Origin of the sequence: Bifidobacterium sp. B4111 (assembly GCF_026537235.1) — a bacterium.
Taxonomy (GTDB): domain Bacteria; phylum Actinomycetota; class Actinomycetes; order Actinomycetales; family Bifidobacteriaceae; genus Bombiscardovia.
The window spans coordinates 162,010-181,200 of the sequence record NZ_JAFNMO010000005.1; the positions used below are offsets into that span (position 1 = coordinate 162,010).

At 51.0% G+C, this 19,191-nt stretch carries 16 protein-coding genes and 1 pseudogene; 7 read left to right on the forward strand and 10 right to left on the reverse strand.

The window, feature by feature from the left end:
* The first annotated feature begins 213 nt into the window (after positions 1–213).
* Positions 214–1,779, forward strand: coding sequence for an oligopeptide:H+ symporter (locus J3T93_RS08730; RefSeq protein ID WP_198219728.1), 1,566 nt, complete (start codon positions 214–216; stop codon positions 1,777–1,779).
* Between the two features lie 81 nt (positions 1,780–1,860).
* On the opposite strand, the pseudogene J3T93_RS08735 reads toward J3T93_RS08730, so the two are convergent.
* Positions 1,861–2,157, reverse strand: a pseudogene (locus J3T93_RS08735) (DMT family transporter); the annotation flags it as partial.
* A gap of 109 nt (positions 2,158–2,266) precedes the next feature.
* On the opposite strand from J3T93_RS08735, the gene J3T93_RS08740 reads away from it, so the two are divergent.
* On the forward strand, positions 2,267–3,706 hold the full coding sequence (locus J3T93_RS08740) for an FtsX-like permease family protein (protein WP_267431349.1): 1,440 nt from the start codon (positions 2,267–2,269) through the stop codon (positions 3,704–3,706).
* Between the two features lie 195 nt (positions 3,707–3,901).
* Here J3T93_RS08740 and J3T93_RS08745 read toward each other — a convergent pair whose 3' ends face one another.
* From J3T93_RS08745 to J3T93_RS08765, 5 genes are all read right to left on the reverse strand, one after another.
* Positions 3,902–4,657, reverse strand: a complete 756-nt coding sequence (locus tag J3T93_RS08745) for a triose-phosphate isomerase family protein (RefSeq protein ID WP_267431350.1) — start codon at positions 4,655–4,657, stop codon at positions 3,902–3,904.
* 158 nt (positions 4,658–4,815) lie between these two features.
* Positions 4,816–5,265, reverse strand: coding sequence for an RpiB/LacA/LacB family sugar-phosphate isomerase (locus J3T93_RS08750; protein ID WP_267431351.1), 450 nt, complete (start codon positions 5,263–5,265; stop codon positions 4,816–4,818).
* Positions 5,266–5,267: 2 nt separating this feature from the next.
* Entirely contained in the window at positions 5,268–6,320 is a 1,053-nt protein-coding gene (gene pdxA, locus J3T93_RS08755; RefSeq protein WP_267400634.1) for a 4-hydroxythreonine-4-phosphate dehydrogenase PdxA, read from the reverse strand.
* A 1-nt stretch (position 6,321) separates the two neighbouring features.
* Complete coding sequence (locus J3T93_RS08760; RefSeq protein ID WP_267431353.1) at positions 6,322–7,722, reverse strand: four-carbon acid sugar kinase family protein; 1,401 nt, start codon at positions 7,720–7,722, stop codon at positions 6,322–6,324.
* A gap of 44 nt (positions 7,723–7,766) precedes the next feature.
* On the reverse strand, positions 7,767–9,134 hold the full coding sequence (locus tag J3T93_RS08765) for an MFS transporter (protein WP_267431354.1): 1,368 nt from the start codon (positions 9,132–9,134) through the stop codon (positions 7,767–7,769).
* 127 nt (positions 9,135–9,261) lie between these two features.
* Between J3T93_RS08765 and J3T93_RS08770 the strand changes: the two genes are divergently transcribed.
* From J3T93_RS08770 to J3T93_RS08790, 5 genes are all read left to right on the forward strand, one after another.
* Positions 9,262–10,227 carry a sugar-binding transcriptional regulator gene (locus tag J3T93_RS08770; RefSeq protein ID WP_267431355.1) on the forward strand — a complete coding sequence of 322 codons (966 nt, stop codon included), beginning with the start codon at positions 9,262–9,264 and terminating at the stop codon, positions 10,225–10,227.
* Between the two features lie 2,056 nt (positions 10,228–12,283).
* A complete protein-coding gene (locus J3T93_RS08775; protein ID WP_267431356.1) occupies positions 12,284–12,841 on the forward strand; it encodes a hypothetical protein in 558 nt (185 codons plus the stop codon).
* Between the two features lie 105 nt (positions 12,842–12,946).
* Positions 12,947–13,228 carry a hypothetical protein gene (locus J3T93_RS08780; RefSeq protein ID WP_267431357.1) on the forward strand — a complete coding sequence of 94 codons (282 nt, stop codon included), beginning with the start codon at positions 12,947–12,949 and terminating at the stop codon, positions 13,226–13,228.
* Entirely contained in the window at positions 13,225–13,353 is a 129-nt protein-coding gene (locus J3T93_RS08785) for a hypothetical protein (RefSeq protein WP_267400623.1), read from the forward strand. The genes J3T93_RS08780 and J3T93_RS08785 overlap by 4 nt, the downstream gene beginning before the upstream one ends.
* Before the next feature lie 1,000 nt (positions 13,354–14,353).
* On the forward strand, positions 14,354–14,644 hold the full coding sequence (locus J3T93_RS08790; RefSeq protein WP_267431358.1) for a hypothetical protein: 291 nt from the start codon (positions 14,354–14,356) through the stop codon (positions 14,642–14,644).
* A 1,098-nt stretch (positions 14,645–15,742) separates the two neighbouring features.
* Here the strand turns inward: J3T93_RS08790 and J3T93_RS08795 are convergent.
* From J3T93_RS08795 to J3T93_RS08810, 4 genes are all read right to left on the reverse strand, one after another.
* The gene (locus J3T93_RS08795) at positions 15,743–16,741 is read right to left on the reverse strand and encodes an Ltp family lipoprotein (protein ID WP_267431359.1); all 999 of its coding nucleotides are present in this window, start codon (positions 16,739–16,741) and stop codon (positions 15,743–15,745) included.
* An 11-nt stretch (positions 16,742–16,752) separates the two neighbouring features.
* Positions 16,753–17,316 (reverse strand): hypothetical protein, encoded by a 564-nt coding sequence (locus J3T93_RS08800; RefSeq protein ID WP_267431360.1) that lies wholly within the window; start codon positions 17,314–17,316, stop codon positions 16,753–16,755.
* Between the two features lie 371 nt (positions 17,317–17,687).
* Positions 17,688–18,137 carry a hypothetical protein gene (locus tag J3T93_RS08805; RefSeq protein WP_267431361.1) on the reverse strand — a complete coding sequence of 150 codons (450 nt, stop codon included), beginning with the start codon at positions 18,135–18,137 and terminating at the stop codon, positions 17,688–17,690.
* A gap of 114 nt (positions 18,138–18,251) precedes the next feature.
* A complete protein-coding gene (locus J3T93_RS08810; RefSeq protein ID WP_267431362.1) occupies positions 18,252–18,551 on the reverse strand; it encodes a hypothetical protein in 300 nt (99 codons plus the stop codon).
* Between the last annotated feature and the right edge of the window lie 640 nt (positions 18,552–19,191).

A 19,191-nucleotide genomic window follows, 5' to 3' on the forward strand; every position in this document is an offset into this window, starting at 1 on the left:
GTTTCTGAGCAAGCTACAACTTGTCGGGGGGGCCTTGTCGAGTAGCGTTCAGACAGCATTACCAAGAAATATCCACCTTTTTCCCTTCGGTTTGCACCTAGGCCAGAAAGGCTGGGGATTTACCGTTCCAAGTGGAACAGCTTGTGGTTCCACGCAGAGCAAAAGGGTGCCGGACAACGAGGGTCGGCACCATTGAGAAGCGAGGAGAAGCGTATGGCTACACCAGCGGAAAACGGTGACGAGCAACCGGATATTGTGGTCGATGAATCCGGTCTCAAGGTTGACCGACAACAGGAGGAGGAGCTGAACCGGCTGAGGGCGGACCGCTCCTTTTTCGGCTATCCCAAGGGCATCGGCGCCCTGGCAGCCGGCAATTTCTTCAATTCGATCTGTTGGGCCTCCTACGGGGCCGTGACGATCTACTACCTCTATAAGCCTTGGACCCAAGGTCTGGGATTCAGCCAGGGGGAGGCAGCCCAGCTTATCGCTATCGTGGCGGCCATCAATTCCATGTTCGGCATTGTGGGCAGCTGGCTGGCGGACCGGGTGTTCGGGGCGCGCAAGGCCTTGGTCATCGGCAACATCGTCAAGGGGCTGTCCTGCGGGCTCTTGGCTATTCCGGCTTTCTCCGTCAGCCAAGGTCGAGCTATGGCCATCGTGGGCATGATCCTCATGAACCTGCCCATTATGGGAGCTTCGAACGCCTCGCTGACCGGCATGCTGTTCCACCGCAAGGACAACCGTCGTGATGGTGCTTTTGCTATTCACGCCATCGCCAACAACATCGCTGGGTTCATTACCCCGATCATCTCCGCGCAGCTGGGACTGATCAACTACCATTATGGATTCGCGATAGGAGCGGTAGCTGCGCTGATCTACGCCGCCATCATCGGTGTGCCGGGCAATCGTTTCTTTGGATCCTTGGGTTCCAAGCCTACGCGTCCGCTCAACAGCCAGGAGCGTAAGCGCTATGGCTTTGGCGCCCTGGGTGTGCTAGTGGCGATCGGCCTGGTCATCGCCGTCCTGCTGATCACCCACAAGGTCAGCGTTAATGCGCTGGCCAGCACAGTAAGCTCCTGCACCTTTGTAGTGGCTATAGCTTTCTTTGCCGTCATCTGGCGGTCCAAGAGGATTGTCGGAGTTGAGCGTCGGCGGCTCAAGGCCTTCGTGCCCATCGTGATCATGCAGATTGTTGCCGGAGTGGATTACGCCATTCAGGGCACCACCCTGCTCATGTTCCTGGACCAGCGGATCAACAGAAAGTTCGGCGGCATTGAAATCGCTCCGGGATCCTTCAACACTCTCGTGGGCATCATCGCCATGCTGGCCGGCATCTTCTTCAGCTGGTTCTGGCTGACCGACACGGGCAAGCGGTGGAAGTCAACCAACCGTCTCTGGTTCGGATTCGCCTTCTTCGGCATTTCCAACCTGCTTCTGATCGTCCCCACTGTGGTGCTCAATCCTCATACGGCAAAGTATTCCGTGCTCTGGCTGCTGCTCTACTATGTGGTCTCCAACTTCGGCGGCTTCCCCTATGGCGTTGCGGCCAACTCGACCGTGGCGGCCATCGCGCCCAAGTCCTACGAGACTCAGATGCAGACCGCTTTCAGCTTGTCGGCTGCCATCGGCACAGCTATTATGCTGCTGATTTATGGGAAGCTGACCACCCTGGACCAGCAGCTGCCGCTGATGCTGATCATCGGCATCGCTGAACTTGTCGTGGCCGTGGCGGTCATGCTCTTCCGCGGCAAGATAGACGCTACCGTCATGTCGGATTGAGCAACTTGATCCCTGCCGGAGGATGGGTCTTCTGCCGGGGATCGTCCCAACAGGCTTCGACCCCCTAGCTATGGCGTACAGGACTGTCAAGGCAGCCCCAATGCCGGCCCAGACAGCGTAGGCCGTGCTGGAAGGGATGCTGAGAATCAATCCCACAATAAAAGCAATGTAAGGAACGATTTCGGTAAAGCCCTGAGATTTTCCCAGGGCGGTGGCCCAGACCGATTCACGGATGCCGGCGAGTATGAGTACGATCCACGAGGAGATGGTTCCCTTCGGCATGTCTTGTCGCTGTCCGGGTGTTTGACCATCGTCCGGGAACCTGAATCTAATCCTGAGTGATGGTGGCCCAAGCAGGGGAGTGGCCGATGGCCTCATGTAAGAGGAATCAGGGTTGATTCAGGGTCGAATAAGGGGTTTGCCGGATACTGTCTTCCGCGTCGATCGACTATACATGTAATAGAGGGATTTGGCAGGTGAATGAATCATGACTTGGGCCTTGCGTGATCTGAAAGCCAATAATGGCATCTGGGCTGGTGTCTTTATCGTTCTTGTGGTCGCCCAAATCCTGCTCTGTGCCATGAGCGTGAGCATGGGCGTCAACAGCTATTACCAAGGTCTATCGGTCAAGACCAGGGATCCTGCCAAGAGTCTGGCTTCGGCCCTGAGTTTGGTCTTCTTCACGGTCATTGTGCTCGGCTGCCTGGTGATCAAGCACACCCTGCAAGCATCAATTCGCCAACGTCGCCAGGGGCTGGCCCTTCTCTCGCTGCTGGGAGCTACGCCTAAGCAGATCCTGGTGCTTACGCTACTGCAGGTAATGATTTTGGCCCTGCTGGCCTCTCTTGTTGCTGCGGCTCTTTCGCCTGTACTGGCTGGAAGGATCCTCGATTGGTATTCCGCCGGGATGCGGAGGCCAGTGCATTTCGCTTTTACCTGGCACGGTTTTCCCAGGTCTGCTTTGACCGGCCTTGCTGTGGGCTTTGCCACGGCCATCTTGGCGACCAGCCTGACTTTGCGAGATTTGGCGAAGATGACACCGGTCCGGGTGGTGCGCCGTGCCGAGGAGAGCGAATCTGTCGAACGGCTCCGACATGGACGCGGTCTTGTGCCGCTTTTCCTTGGGCTGGCCTTGCTGCTATTGCCGTTGCCTGTTTTTGCCTATCTTTCGAGCAGCGGCCCCAGGTCATTGGATCCTAAGCAGGTCTCGGCGGTCCTTAATGCTGTTGGAAGTGGACCGCTGTTCGCCATTCTCTTGCTGCTGATCGCCCTGGCTCGCGCGGGCGAGCCGGTTATTGGCAGGGTCACTCAACTCTGGACCGCTCTGGTGCCGTCATCGTCTGCCGTCTGGCGAATAGCGCGTTCGCAGGCGGAGGCCAGAAGTCGAGACACGACATTTGGCTCTACGGTCATAGCGTTGACCGCCTGCATGTTTCTGGTCGGCGGTCTGTTGACTGCCGGAGGCACCAGTACCGTCGCTATGAACAAAGTACCGGGAATAGAGAACGTCACATCAGGCGGAACCCTGGAGTTGCTCTATGGCTTCTGGGCAGCGCTGCTGATCGCCCTAGTCGGCGTGATCGCGGGGTTCACCATTGCTGCCCGGGATCGTGACCTGGATCTGGCGCTCCTGTCAATTGCTGGTGCAAACCCGCAGCAGCTGACTGCTATATCCATATTGGACGGCACTATCGTGACGACCACAGGCATTATCATCGCAGCTGTCGGTACCGGACTGGTCGGACTGAGTACGGCCCTGGTCTATTGCCCGCTTGTCCACAGTCTGTCCATAGTTTTTCCTTGGCGGTTCTTCCTTATATGTGGGTTGCCGATTATCGTCGTCGGCTCGCTGGCGACCATGCTGACGGCTCGGTCTGCGTTGAGGCGCTCGCCCATAGCCATTCTGCAAGGCGCCATAGGGGAATGATCGACACCAAGCAACTGGAGTAGGTCTATGGCAATCGCTCTAGGGGTTTGGTTATGGGCTGTTGATTGTCGCAAACCAGCAGGACAGTTTGCCTGTCAAGCTGTTCTATTCCCCTTCGTTGTGTAAAAAAGAAAGCTTTATGGGTTTGGATGGAGTGAGCGGGCCCGACTGATCATTCGTAAATTGGTAACAGAATCAGGAAGCCTCCAGTATACAGGCCTCTTGCACAACCGAAATGAAAGCTTCGGGTTCGTGCGCAAATCGGCCTAAGAACAACCCGTCGACAGCTGGCCATAATTCAGTCAGAAGCCCGGGTCCTGCCGAACCTCCATAAATGAGGGATATTTTATCGGCGTATTGTCGGCAATGATTAGAAATAGCGGTACATACCTCGCGCACATGCTCTGTTGATGCGGGATGCTGGGCTCCTATCGCCCATATCGGTTCATATGCCACCCATAGTGGGCCTGGTTTATGACCATCCACAGCGTTATTAATCTCTCTGATACATACTTGCGATGCTTTCCCTGCATCCATGCGTTCTGGCTCGCCCACACACAACAATGGTGTCAGACCGTTGCGCCTAGCAGCAGCCACCTTACCTGAGATAAGGGCATCGTCCTCGTGATAATATCTGCGACGTTCAATGTGACCGATTTCTACAATCGAAGCACCCAGAGCAGCCAAATCTGAGCCGGATACTTCTCCGGTGTACGCCCCTCTGTCGTTGGGACAGACATCTTGGGCTCCGATTAGCACCCCTGCCGGTTTTAGCAACGATTTCACTGGAGCAATCGTAAGAAAATCAGGAAGCACGGCCATAACGACGGAATCGGCGTTATGGATGGGCTTTAGTAATTGAACTAGACGCTGACAATAATCAAGCGTCCTCTTCCGGGGAAAATACATCTTGGTGCTTAAGGCGACGATTGCCATGACTTTTACTTCCACATGTCGAATTATTAGTATCTACTGTATTTTTTGCTACATAGCCCTGTGGCAGAAGCGGCGTCACTATTTCTGTAACGTCTTATTGCACAGGCGCACAGAGACGTTTTTGAGCAGTCTACCGCGCGCCTGAACGCATCTATCCACTTGGACCGGGCGTCTTAGCGTGTTCCGATCGTCCCGCGTTCGTATTCGTTAATCCGGTCGACTTTAGGAGCGCTGCGCGAATTGGGATCAAACGTATGACTCAGGTACTCGTCCATGAACATCTTGGCCGACTCCACTCCCACCACTTGCGCTCCCATTGAAATGAGATTCGCATTATTGCTGAGCACTGCCCGTTGAGCCTGATAGACATCCGTCACGCATGCGCAATATGCCCCGGTGACCTTGTTTGCAGCGATGGACACACCTATGCCGGTTCCGCACAGCAGAATTCCACGGTCCTCTTCACCAGCGGCAACCGACTTTGCCACCGCTATGGCAGTGTTGGCATAAACAGGATCTTCAGAGGGGAAATCGGTTACTTCATGACCGAGCCGCTCAGCCTCCTTTATCAAGGCCTGCTTGAGCTCAGCGGCATTGGGATCACAGCCGAAAGCCAGCTTCATATCTACTCCTCTTCTCCTGCTTTGTGCTCCTGTGAGCGCTTGTAATTCATGCCCATCTCGGCGTACACTGCAGCGACCCGAGTCGCCTCAATCATGCTGCGCCCCTGAGCGGTCCCTTTCCCGGCAATATCGAAGGCAGTGCCATGGTCTACGGAACTTCGCATAAAGGGCAATCCCAGCGTTATTGTTACTGCATGCTCAAAGTCCAAAGTTTTGCAGGCGATGTGGCCCTGATCGTGGTACATCGAAAGAATGCAGTCATTGTGGCCGTCTAGATTCAGCGCGAAAATGGCATCAGCCGAAAGAGGGCCTTCTGCGCAGATTCCAAGCTTTTGCGCATCATCGACAGCTGGGCGGATATCGGTGATTTCTTCGGCGCCGAACATACCGCCTTCACCCACGTGGGGATTCAAGGCCGCAACGCCGATGGCCGGTTGGTTGAAGCCGAGTTTCTTGAATTCGGTGTTGATGTTCTTGAGAAACTCAAGGATGCGATCATGGTTGGCCATATCACAAGCCTCCCGTAACGAAACATGACGGCTGACGAAAAAGACACGCAGCTTATGGACATTGAACATGGTTAAGGCATAAGGTGAATGTGTGAGCTCCTGATAGATTTCGGTATGCCCAATATACGGAACGTCCGCCATTTTCAGCGCGGCCTTATTGATTGCTGCAGTGGAGACTGCATCGATCTTGCCCGCCATTCCTAGGTCGATGGATTTAGTGATGTATGAGTAAGCACGAAGAGCCGCATCGCGCTGAGGGTAGCCATATTCGATCTTTGCGTCATTAGCCACATCGGTCTGCAACAGATCGACTGTGCCATAGCGGTAATATGCTTCGCTGGGGTCATTAATCATATGGATCTTCAGAGCATCTACATTGCATGCTTTCATTGCCTGTTCAAAGCTGTCTCTATGCCCGATGACGAACGGTTTGCTTATGTCGTAAATCATCGAGGATCTCATGGTCTGGACTACAGTTTCAGGTCCGATTCCAGCTGGATCGCCTAGGGTGATGGCCATGACTGGCTTTTGCAATTCTTCGCTCATATTAAATAGTTGCTTTCTCTGATTGGTTTGTTTGGACATGCTGTTCATCAAAAAGGCGGTTGACGACCTGAAGGGATGTCTTTTCTACGCCGGTCAATCCTCCTTTGCATATGACTGGCGTACCCGAGAAGGGTCCGCCGACAATAACTGATTGATCTACTTGAGGAATGAGATAATCGACCATGTGCAGCCCGTGCGCCTTGATGGCTTTGCAGAAACGTACTGTGGTGTCGCCTCCTGTCAGATAAAAGCCGGCGCAACGTTCGGGAGTAACTATATTGGCCACTGTGCGGGCCACTTCACTGAATTTCTCTGTTATCAGGGTTGAAGCTACTTCGGCAGGAAGGCCGCTGATCTTCGCTAATTCGTCATGTTTGGCCGGAAGCTTGTCTTTCAAGGCGTTGTCAACAGCCAGAAGCACTACCCTCGGCAGGTGGGTGCCAGTCGAAAATATTTGAATGGTTTGTTTTTTGACCCGATGCATCTCCTCGCTGCATACTGACGGCTTATTCGAAATCAGTTTCATGGGATCGACTGAGAGAACCGCTGTGCCGGGTTCTGCCGCCAAACGCATCATCTGCATACGAGTGGTCTTCGTGGCGCTGCCGGCGAATGTAAGCACAATGCCCTTGTCGAATTCGCTGGCCTCGGTACGAACTGATCGATCAGGACGAGGACTCGGACGAATGGAGCTGTGTCTCATGGCCAATGCCAGTGTGAGCGGGCCCGGATCGACGGCAACTACTTTCCACCCCAAATCGACGATGGCATCGGCGATCCACTGAATCTCCTGCAATGTAGCGGCATCAATCACAAAGACCCTGCAGCCTCTTGCCCGTTGCAGCAGCAGCTGCGCTGCTATGGTATGGGCGCCGAGCACTACATCGTCGACTGGGACATAAGCTATCTTCTGTTTCATCTGGGACTGCACCAGATCACGCACGTCGGAAAGCACCACAGGTGTGCGCACATCATGTGCGACATCGGTCATTGCCAGGGGAATCGAGTCAATCAGCAAATATCCGCCGATCATGACTTTTTTCGATTGGGGCATCGCCGGCACCACCAAAGCGACATAGTCGTCATCAAGAACCGACAGCATTCCTTCCACTTCAGCACCTATGTTGCCGCGCATGGTGGTATCGATGCGTTTGGAAAACTGGGTGGCGCCGAGTGAAAGTAAACTCTGCGTGGCTTTACGAACCGCTTTGTATGCTTTCACTGGCTTCATGGCACGAGAATCGGTGCTGGTGATAATCACGTCTTCGTCGGGGCTTAGGATATTCGCCATAGTTTGCGTGTCGTAGCACAATGTCGGCTCTATTCCTTCGCGTGCCAGCAACGCTCCCACGGTGGTGCCACCAGTGACGTCGTCGGCCACAATGCCAAGTTCGGTCATCATTGCTCCTTTACTGCTTTTAAAGTTGTATGGATGGGGTGGGAAACTCATTCGGCAGTTGCTCCCACTTTGACGGCCTCGTCTTTTCTCAGCTCAACCGCAGGTTTGAACTCGGTAAGTGTGAGCAATATGAAGAAAGCAAGGACCAGTATCAGTACGAAATAGCTGAATGCCACGGTGTAGTTGTGCGTGGCATCAAGCAGCGCACCCACGATCAACGGAGCGAAGAACCCACCGAGATTGCCACCGCTGTTGATAATGGAAATGGCAAATGGATAGGTTGAATCGGTTGTCATATTCATTGCAAAGGATGTAAAGCCGGACCAGCCGATGTTGAGGAAGAAACCGGCAAGAATCAGTACTATTGCCAATAGTGCGGTGCTGTTGGGTGTAATCAGCAGAATCGCCATCATCACTGCTGTCATCAGTGCCGTAATCAGCATTGCGGGCTTCCTGCGTCCACGGAAAATACGATCTGAGACAAAGCCGCCAAGAACGGCGCCGATCAGACCTCCGATGTACGGAGTGGACGACATCCAGCCCATGGAAATGGTTCCATAGCCTCGTGCGCTCTTCAAATAGTCAGGAATCCAAGTAATCATCCCATAAAGCACGTTGTTCATGCAGAAGTAGGCAAGCGTAACGCCCCAGATGTTCCAGGACTTGAGCACTTCGCCGTTACGACGGAGCCTACGACCCTGGCGCAGTCTGATGGCCTTGTCGATCCAACCCATATTGCCAAAATCGACTGCTGTGGTCTTGCTCCCGTTCTTGTCGCCTTCGATATATTCAAGCTCGGCTTTGTTTACGTGCCCGCTCTCCCTGGGGTGAGAACGGACGACCAGATAAAATACCAAGGCCATAATGAATCCGGGGACCGAGAACCAAATAAATACGGATCTCCAGCCAAATGCTTGAGCCAGGAACACGGACACTATTGGGACAAGAATCGGGGCCACCATGGTAGAGCCGATGTAGACACCTGTCGCGATGCCCTTTTCTTTCAACGGGAACCATGAATTGATTGTGGATGTCATGCCAACGGGTGTGGGTCCTTCAATCAGTCCAAGGAATAGACGCAGGATCAGCAGCGCCAAAGCTCCACCCACATGCCCCATGAGGAATGTGACGATCGAAAAACCTAGAATCGCCACGGAAACAATCTTTCTGGTGCCAAACTTACCCATAACCAAGCCGGCGGGAATTTGTGAAACAGCATATCCCAGGAAGAAGAGGCTGGATACTGCACCTGCCTCAAAGTTTGAAATATTGAATTCGCTTCTCATCATTGGCAGAACTGCACCTATATTGGAGCGATCTGCCATGCAGATGACGTAGCCTACGAAGATTGTCGAAAGGACAACCCAGCGATAACCGCTGCGGCGCGGTTGTGCCGCTTTCTGTGTAGATGCCATATATGCTTCCTTGCAATATGAATTCGGTTGAAAACACGAAAATATATATCAATTGTTCTTGTGATTTGGAACTTGATACTGTATTTTTGAGAAAAAAGGTCAAATAACTGTAGCGATGATGATACAAATGACGAATAAAGCTGATACGAATAAGTCTCGTGACCGTCTTGCCGATGTAGCGGAATTGTATTGGATCCAAGGGCTGAAGATAGAACGGGTGGCACGGGAGTTGGGTATTTCACGCTCAACGGTTTCCAGACTCATTGCAAGGGCCAGAAAGGAGCATGTCATCGAATTCTTTGTTCACAGAACAAAAAATTCAGCACTTGAACTGGAGAACCGGCTTATTAAGAAATACCGTATCCGGGTAGTCGTTGCTGACACCAGTGACAATGCAGACAACACATTGAAAAGAATGGCTGTAGGAAAATCCGCAGCCATCTGGCTCAATACCCTTGTTCATTCCAACACCACAATCGGTGTTGCTTGGGGCCGTACTATAGAGGCTATGTCGTTGCAATTGCAACAGCGTCATTTGCCCGGCATGCGAATCCTTCAGCTGCATGGGTTCGGCAACTCGCAGACTTTTGGAGAGAACTATGCCACGCAGATTCTTTCGCGTTTTCATAAGAACTTCGATGCATCAGTGCGATTTCTTCCGCTTCCCGCTATTTTCGACTCTGAAAATACTCGGAATCTCATGTATGAAGAATCGAGCATACGCAAGATTCTTGAATTACGAAAACACATGAATCTGATGGTCACCTCTGTCGGCACACCGAACGGATCTGACCCGAGCCCGCTGTTTACGCCGGGACTATTGAGCGGCAAAGACATTAAGAGCTTGCATGAGCAAAAGGTTATCGGCAACCTTGCCTCAACGTTTTACCGGGCTGACGGCAGCACCAGTGACATCGATCTGAACAGCAGATCGACAGGATTGAATCGCGCCGAGCTGATGAGTGTGGCATCACGGTTGTTTCTTGTAGCCAGCCCCAGCAAAGCTCGAGCTCTGCATGTCGCCCTCAGGTCCGGATTCGTGACACATCTGGTCATCGACCGCCAAACAGCTGCGGCCCTGCTTGAGTTGTGAAATATAATGGATGAAAATTCACAATCATATGTGACATTAACCATTCCTTATGGTCCTGTAAATGTGCAGCGCTCAGCCGCCAACGTAGTGTGCCTGTCCATCCAAAAAATCCAGAAATAAAACAATTAATCATGTCATGAAGAAATTCAAGTATGAGCGGCTCGCTTTACTGGCATATAATTGTGGTATAAAGAAAACGGTGACAGTCCGGAATAAGCCTATGAATGGATAGTAATTTGCCTGCTAACGTTGAATTTGTACCTACTACTTTAAAAGCTTGTATGTTTAATCGTTGTTGCGGATAGGCCGTGGACAAGTGGAGGCGTTATAGCTACCATAAATATTGGTTTCTTATTTGTATTTGTGCCAATAGAATCCCTTCAGAGTAAGTGACTTCTTTTTTGTTGCTGATTGTCTGAAAAGTCACTTGCGAGCAACGCTGAGTTTTGAATAGATAACACACCTTCGGCTGAATCGTTTTTCGTGTTTATAAAATTTGTATTTTGGAGCAAGCTAGACTCATCGTGCCTTAGCCAATGGCTGTTCGTCAATATTACCGTTCAATCAGAATCCGGGTTCTTTCTTTTTTGCTAAGAACTCTGTTGCAAGATAGATTCGTTCAGCCTCGAAATCCTCATTCAATGCCGTCATGTCATATACATCACCCTTGGATAGGTGTCGCTTCGGCATCGATTCGGATTTGTGAAGGTTGGATGTCGGCCTTTTTTGCATAGCCGCAGCAGTTTTCGCGTAGAATCATTAATAGCGGTCGCAAATCTCATCGCGTTAGATATCTGCTCACGATTAACTGGGGCTGCCCACGCAATGTAGGGCTTTCAACAGTTAGATATTTCTCTCCACCGCTTTTTTGGAAAGCAAATGCTAATAGACCGACTGCAAGCATCCTGATTGACGTTACCCGTGATTCGAATGCCGAGCTGTCCTCCACACTCGCGTGGACGCCGTCAAGCTTATGTTGTTCGTCTCCGCAAGCTATAAGGTCATCATAAAGTTGAATTACTGTTCCATCTGCTCCCATGAACTTCTTGGGCTCCGACTTGCCACAGCTATGCCTCCCATTCCTTGTAAGCTGTGTGGTCGTCAATCTGTACCTGCAATCGCTACGTTCTCACACAATTGCGGTTAAACTCAATCCTTCATAAACGATCAAATTCATCGAAGAGAGTCTCAGCGGCCGCATGCGTCAGAAGATTTATCACAGATTATCTCATAGTGATTCTGCAGCCTACTCTTTGAGTAGGCTGATAAAAACAACGAGTATCGGTGTTGCTGACATGTCGAAGCTCTTGGCAAGGGGGACACGGCTTCTTAATCTAAGACCACGATGAGCTCCTGACTCGGATTAAGGTCGTCTAGATCCTGAAGCAGGGAACCTTTTTAGGCAATGGCTATAACTGTTTTTGCTCTATGTTGAATTGTGCCATAAATGGGTCCTGCTGATTTCTTGTCATGCTCTTTATTTGAATTCCAGGCTCCAGTAATGCAGTTAACTCTATAACGGATCACCTCTTCAATAAACTCTCAAGGTTTTGAAAGCCTAGTTCCTACTAGATTGGGTAAGTCTCAGGTGGATCATAAATGGTTGTAATCCAGAAATACCAACCGGGTAGCTGTGACGCACTGCATAATATTGAAAGATGGATTCTGAAGCACAAGACGGTATAAAAAAGGCCAGCCAAGTTGCCTCGGCCGGCTCTTGTCTTGTGGAGCTAGGGGGAATTGAATCATATGTGTCATAAGCTCATTAATTGCAATAAAATAAGGTAATCCGCTGTTTCCCTGTCCCATTACTTGTCCTATTGGATTTCCAAATATCCACGAGCGGAAGTGCCTTCAAAAATATGACACAGGAAGTGTGGTTCCTGAGACTTGAATTCAGAGGTGAACGTTTCACCGATGGTCTCATCCCGGTTTCCGCGCTCCCGGAAATTCAAAGGATCACCGAGGCTATTCAGAAAACCGCCTTAAGGGAAAGTCCCAAACAAGAAGCAGCCCATATTGATCCTGTGCTGTCATTCATAAAAAAGGCTGTGTTGTGGTTGAGGCCAGTGTTCCCCCGGCCACTAACGAGATTCATACGGAGCTGTTGCGGAGATCCGGAGCTGATGTGGCCAAACGGCTCGGTTCTTTCGATCAAGGTGATTTCAAGGGTATAGACGAAACCACTGAAATCGGTAAGGCGATTACCGATATATGTGGTTCTCTTGATCCGGATGACGAAATAACAGTAATCTCCGCAGACGAGACAATCAGCATCACAGGGAAACAGCATGCCGAGGCAAAGAGGGCATACGAACGTGGTGCTGATTTTCAGTTGGAGCCTTTAAATGAATCTGCGACACAGAGGAAACATCAACAGAAGTTGGTCGGGCAGTTCACAGAATTGGATGTGGAACAGAAGAGCTTCAGGCTCAAAGCGATTTCGAATGATAATGTCTGTAAAGGATACTTCAATAATTTTGAAGATATATCTAAAATCAAGAAATCACTGGATTCACCCGGCAAAGCCGAAGTGGTGCGAATCACATGTGATATGCGGATTCAGAATAATTGGAACCATTGGCAGATACCAGGAATAAGGATTCCATATTGAACCTGGTTCGGTTGGCGCGTCCCGTATTATTCAGACTGCTTCACTAACAGAAACTGGAATAACGGGGATGAGCCTGCCATAAGTGACTTAGCGATTGCTGTTGCTTTGAAACTGCTGGAAGGCATTGGTGAAGAATCGCTGCATCTTCCCGGCATATTCTCCACAGAAGAGAGAGGGATGTCTCCTGAGTGGGCCAATGGCCGAACAAGTGGTAAGTGTGGAATCGATTCAGACCTGGGTGCAAATGCTGGTACTGGCTTTAATGTGTTTATTTTCCCGCAGGGTGGATTCACTGGTACCGATGAGGATACTTCGAATTTGAAAGAAGCCCAACAGTTCATTGAAAAGATTGTTGCAGTCTTCCAAGCTTCGAGGCCTGAGTCATGACGACAGCGACGCTTGAGCCGGGCGAATCGATCATTGAGCCTTCTGATGGACTTCTGTACCGTCAGATAACCCCACCACTGTTTGATGAAGAGAACAACCAGCCGGCATCCTTTGCTTTTGGCTAACAAGACTGTGATGAGGGGAAAGTATCCTATTCGCGTAGTTCGGAGGTGACGTCTCAGGTAGCGCGGTTGGCATTGTGCTAATTCATGGAAACCGTCACTTGGAGTTTGAGCCGTTTCTTCTTCCGAAGCACAAACGGAGCCTCTGAGGTGCGTTGATGACTGGACGGATGGCGACCAATCGCAGATAGGAAAAATGGCCCCTGGACATTGGTATCTCGATGTTCGCGGGTTTAGTAAGCCGAAACAAAGAAGAATCCGAACGGTCCTAGTCCGATTCGCTTTAAAGCGGGGTGAAATACCGACTAACAAACCTACGGAGTCGTCGGATAGAGCCGGCTGAACGCATAACAAGAGTGGGCATATCCGGGATGAAACCGTGGTATCTACTTACAATAGATACTGCTTACATTCCAAAGAGATTAACGATGACCATAGAAAATAGTATATCTTCGCTTATATTGTTTGCTGGTGCGGCGGTGTCTGTCGGCACAGTAATCATGCCGATGAAAGTTGAGAGTTGGCTTCCTTCATCGACACGACATACCACCTGTGGAGATTGATCAGGAGATCTGAGACAGCAATAGCTGAGATTGAAAGTAGCAGGAACGACTTTAACTGATTCTCTCTCGATCTGATAGAGAACGCTATCAACAGGAAAATCGCGCATGAGATTTTTCGTCGGATGCTTGGGCCGAATGGTGACAGCCGAGTGTTTCCCGGTTGGAGTTTCATTTCTCCGGGGTGTTTGTTCGCAAGCCTCTTTCTAGCAGGTCCATCGGCCTACGCTTTCTGGAGTTTCTAGTTTTACTGCTTTTCCAGGAGAATCCCAAGGATCATTTATCTGATGCCGCGATTGTATTTTTCGCCTTAGTTTTGACTGGTGTGTGTTTCTTTATTGCTTGCTATACTGCTGAGTCGGTATTATATCGGGAATCTGGGTATCAGGGAATTTGTTGATCCTTATTTTTATAGGACCTATGCGATAAAAGGCGTAAAAGGGATGCTTGATTTTGCTGAGGACTGTTGGGAAGGACATATTCCACAAGACCGTGCGCAGATGCAGGAATATAGCACTCGAAGGTTTCATATCAGTATTTTTCGTACCGATTCCATTATTGATCAGGCAAGTGTGGAGGCAGCAATACCACTGGGCTGTTGTGGTTGGGGAAATGTTCACTGCATTGCTATACTGTTAGTGGCTATAATGACAGGCGCGGAAATCCGGCTCTATTCCGTACTGAGCAGGGAAGCAAAAAAGCCAGAGGAGAGTGCAGCTGAATCAAAAGCGTAGACTGGCTAAATGGTTTGTTCCGTGGTTTTGTCATGCGCACTTGGGTAGGTTCCAAAGGTTAGATGTTTGTCTTTTCATAGACATCGTTTTGGCGAATTGAATTGGTGAATTAATTAGTGCTGTTATATCGAGTAAACAGAAAACCCTTAACAAGGTTGTCTTAACAGAATTCTCGATGTGAATAGAAGCGATAATGAGATCAAATATGCACTAAATCAAGTCCGAATCGAAAGAAGCCAGGGGGCCAATCCAGCCAAGCGATCAAAGTGAACCTGTATGCCATAGATGCTGATCGCTTTAGTCTGTTCATTCCCCTATGGGTCACCAACGAGGAGAAAGCCATACAGACACAAAAGCTGCAAGACCCGGAACTGAATCATTCGTATTGAGAACACTGTATGAACAATGATTTCGAGTTGTCGATTGTAAGACTGTCCAATTATATTTTGAAATTGATGAGGATTTGGTATCCACCGAATCCTTCGAATGATGATTGTTCCTGCTGACACTCTGACACCGATGCAGATGTCGTTGTGCTATCTCTTTCCATTTTTGTGTGTTTAACTTTTATCTGGCTTTGGACAGAGCCCATATGAGAAAGATGTCCTCTTTTTGATTTGTCCACTCCTAACCCAGTTTCGACATTAATTGAGTTTAAATGTTGTCCGTCAACTCAAAGATCAGAAAGACCACATTGGCTAGGAATGTAGCTTCTGAGTGATTAGAAGAAGCAACAGCAATAAATAGCAGCCCATCCGTCTATGGATTTCCGTTTACACCACGGTAAGGTGTCTGAGGCTATAATCATGCAACACCGAACTCATAATCGTTCAGTCCAGGTTTCAAGCCTCTGAGGCTCCACAGCCACGAAAAAACAACAGCCACAATGGTTGCGGGGGGGTCTCATACCTTCTCAGACCACCAAAAGAACCCCATGTGTACGGTAAAGTGCAATCCGGAGGCTTTCATGGCGTGACAGATGTGGCGTCATTACCTTATCGTTGCCATACCAACGATAATCGAGCATAAGCCCCGAAAACGCCCATTTCGGCGCACTTATGTAAAAGCCCCGCCGAAGCGGGGCCTGATGCGGTTCTGTCAGTCGTTCAGATGCTGGATGGCGTAATTCGCCTCGTCGGGCGTGAACTGATCGCCGCTCTCTCTGGTGAGCTGCTTACGAATGGCTTCTGGTGTCATATGCATCTTCTTGTGGTAGTATTTCGCATTGGCAAGCGCGTTTGCATTATAGTCCGCCTTGAGATGTTCCGTGGCATATTGGGCTGCCTCAGGAGAGAACTTATACCCGTATTCGTCGGTGAGCTCTTCGTAGATTTTTTGTCTGCTCAAGCGCAATACACGCGAGTAGTAGTCTGCCTTGGCCAGGGCGGAAGAGTATTCGTGAGGCACGCTTGAGTCCGTCTTCGGTGCGTCAGGTGCAGCTTGGGCGCTGTCGTGTTTGAGGCTGATGACTGGCTTCGTGTCAGCGGAAACGGAGGCGACGGTCCAGTTCTCTCCGAGGACTGGGGTCTTACCTTCGTCGGTCTGCACCATATAATCGTGGGCAGTCCAATGGTGTTCGGTCAGGGTTTGGCTGGCTTCATCCCATTTCTTTCCCACCAGTGTCTGCAAATCGAAGATCTCCTTCGAAGGCTGGGTGCTTTTGTTGCTTGCTGGGGCTAATGTGTTGCTTGCTGGGGCTAATGTGTCTTTCAATCCGCCCTGCCCGAAAGCCAGCCCCAGGATGAGCACGACCGCCACGACGATCCATACCCAGGGGTGCTTGTACCATGTTTTCTTCTTGCCCTTGTCCCTTTTCTCTCTGCTCGGTTCGACTTGGACTTCCCCGTTTGGCGCTGGCGTTGTTGCCGTCTCCAGTTCCGTGCCTCCTATGGGTTGTTGCCCTAGTACTTGGAAAGGTATCTGTTTGAGTCGCTGATTGGGTTGTCGCAAAGGCATGGCTTGCGCTGGCTGTTCCTGCGCAGGTGGCATCGTCCGGGTCGGTGGTTCAGGTGAGGTCTGCATTGGCTGCGTGGACTGCGTGGGCTGCTCCTGTTGCGGACGATAACGATCGTAGTCATCGCTTGTCGGTCCTGTCATGGTCTTCCCTCTCATGGTCTGTCAACTGTGACTAGTGCAAAACTATCACCAAGACATACCAAAACCCCGCCGAACCGGGGCCGATGGCCGTCTTGTGAATCGGGCCAATCCTTTTGGATCACGAGATCCAGCACGTTGTTCTTGTTGCATGGCCAGGTTGCCTCGAAGCCATCCCAAGAGTCGGTTTGCGTCCCCGAGAAACCATTGGCGGCACCAATTTTTGCTTGTGTGGCTTTCGGGATCGGCAGGGTCGATGCAACGCACTCATAAGCGTCTAAACCATTTACCTCGTCGACGGTAAGGGTGTTGTTGTGGTCTCCCAGACTTAACGAGTCTTTATCATCAGCGTCTTTGCAGGCGTTGTAAACACTGGAGAGAGCACAGTGGTTATCTTTGACCGTGATCACCTCTGCCGCGGCTACTATGCCTCCGAATATGAGCGTTGTAACGGCCGGTATGCATGTCGTTATGGCAAGTGTCCTGGAGCGCTTCTTATACTTCTTGAGCTCTGATGCAAGGCGGATTTTTGATCGGGTTGACGTTTGCGGCGGCTGCCCCGCAAGCTGGTTGGGCATCGGCGGATCGTAAGAGTGGTAGAACCTTGTCTGGCCCGGACTTGACATGAAGAGTCCTTCCGTGCGTCTTCTGTGACTTATGTCAGCCTATCAGAAGGACATTCATACCTTGGAAGAGGCTGTGTTTCGGATGAAGAGCCATATCATGGTGCGCTACCGCAGGCTTAACCAAATGCGGAACAGAGAGCGGAAGATTTGTACGATAGCACAGAACGAGGGCGCTAATAGCAAGGGTCAAGCTGAGCAAACATTCTACTGCGGGATAACGAACGATGACGGAGGATCGATATTGAGTGAGCGGTGCCGCAAATTGTTGCATGGTGGTGCGGACGATCGGCATCTGGTAGCGGGTGTGTGAGTTCTGGCATGGTTCATTTACTGATGTGCGTTTTGTTTTTCTTCCGGTTTCTCGCAGAATGGTATAAGCAGATGACTCCTGCTCCGGCGAGGAACAGGAGGATGGAGAATAAGGCGAAATAGCATATTTGGCTGAATAAATCGTAATCGGTAAAGAACACTACGATGGCGACGATTCCGACTGCCGTGAAGATGCTGAGGGTGTAATAGACGAAGTCTTGTGCTCTCCTGGCCCAATGGCTTGCCGTCCACATGCCAAGCACGAATGAGAAAGGGATGACTACGAGCAGGTGGACGGCACCGAAGATGGCCAGGAGGCTGAGGTTGTCGTTGGGCGACTCGATGAGGATGAATGGGCAGGCTGTGACAAGGAAGTAATAGCTGAAGAGGAGGATACTGGTGACCCCGACCCTTTGCTTGCGCTTATGGTCAATGGTGGCGTGCTCGTCCTTGTCGGGTTCCATGATTTCCACAGTAGCAACCGTGGTATGAGAGAGCACGGGAACCGGGTGAGCCTACACCATGGTCGCAGATCAGCATGAGAAAGCCCCGCCGAAACGGGGCCTGGCAAAACTGAGTCATTGCTTCTTGAGATGGACAGTGGTCGTGGTGCCCACCGCGATGGACGAGTAAGTGATCTCTCCGTCCGTATATTTGAAGTCCTTGGTAGCGTCCTGAGAGGCGAGCAGGCTTGACGACATCTTCTCCTTGTCGTCTTGGCTGGTCCATGAATAGTCGCCGGCGGCGGTCGGGGAGTGAAGCTGCCCGACCAGTACAGGCTGGTGGAGTCCGGGCTGACCCAGTTGACATCGATCTTGTCTGCTGCCACGGTGGCCTGCTGGTAGTGGTCCTTGTCGGCCCCGTTCACCTGCTTCCACGTGCCTGTGAAGTCTGCAGGCTTGGGGGCTTCCGTCTTTTTCTCGGTCTTCTCCTGGGAGCTGGTCTGTTCCTTCTTTGAGTCGGCGCTGTTCGAGCCGCTCCCTCCGCAGGCCGACAGCCCCATCGTCAAAGCCGCCACGGTGGCCAGAGCAGCGATGCCCTTCTTCATAAGTCAATCTCCTTTGCTTTGCCAGTCATCTGCGAGTGTCCGCCAGCCTATCAGGAGGACATGCCCTCCTGTTATTCGGTTAATGGTTCTGTGAATGATTGGAATGGTCGTGTTTGAATCGAGTAGCCATCGGTAGTCTTGTATTATTTGGAAGGTGATGTCAAGTTCGCAGGCGATCTGGTAGGAGTTCCCTCCATAAATGTTTTTTGTAGTCCGGTATTCAAGTGGGTCGACCAGCTTCAACGCGGTCTCCCTCCCGGTGCGGTGTTCGACGCGGGAACCTTAGACTCCTGTCCTGGTGTTGTCGGCGTGCTGCCAGTGGATGAGCTCATGAACGAGCGTGCAGCGTTTCTGCGTGTAGGTCATGCTCCGGTCAATGAGGATCATGTTGGAGAATGGAGCTGGTGGCAAAGTGTCATGTGAGGAGGGGGAGCTTATCATGGACGAGCATGGTCCGGCGAAAACCACAT

Coding starts and splice junctions, on each gene's coding strand:
- J3T93_RS08730 (WP_198219728.1), top strand. CDS start 214: ATGGCTACACCAGCGGAAAACGGTGACGAGCAACCGGATATTGTGGTC.
- J3T93_RS08740 (WP_267431349.1), top strand. CDS start 2,267: ATGACTTGGGCCTTGCGTGATCTGAAAGCCAATAATGGCATCTGGGCT.
- J3T93_RS08750 (WP_267431351.1), bottom strand. CDS start 5,265: ATGAAGCTGGCTTTCGGCTGTGATCCCAATGCCGCTGAGCTCAAGCAG.
- pdxA (WP_267400634.1), bottom strand. CDS start 6,320: ATGAGCGAAGAATTGCAAAAGCCAGTCATGGCCATCACCCTAGGCGAT.
- J3T93_RS08760 (WP_267431353.1), bottom strand. CDS start 7,722: ATGATGACCGAACTTGGCATTGTGGCCGACGACGTCACTGGTGGCACC.
- J3T93_RS08765 (WP_267431354.1), bottom strand. CDS start 9,134: ATGGCATCTACACAGAAAGCGGCACAACCGCGCCGCAGCGGTTATCGC.
- J3T93_RS08770 (WP_267431355.1), top strand. CDS start 9,262: ATGACGAATAAAGCTGATACGAATAAGTCTCGTGACCGTCTTGCCGAT.
- J3T93_RS08785 (WP_267400623.1), top strand. CDS start 13,225: ATGACGACAGCGACGCTTGAGCCGGGCGAATCGATCATTGAGCCTTCT.
- J3T93_RS08790 (WP_267431358.1), top strand. CDS start 14,354: ATGCTTGATTTTGCTGAGGACTGTTGGGAAGGACATATTCCACAAGAC.
- J3T93_RS08795 (WP_267431359.1), bottom strand. CDS start 16,741: ATGACAGGACCGACAAGCGATGACTACGATCGTTATCGTCCGCAACAG.
- J3T93_RS08800 (WP_267431360.1), bottom strand. CDS start 17,316: ATGCCCAACCAGCTTGCGGGGCAGCCGCCGCAAACGTCAACCCGATCA.
- J3T93_RS08805 (WP_267431361.1), bottom strand. CDS start 18,137: ATGGAACCCGACAAGGACGAGCACGCCACCATTGACCATAAGCGCAAG.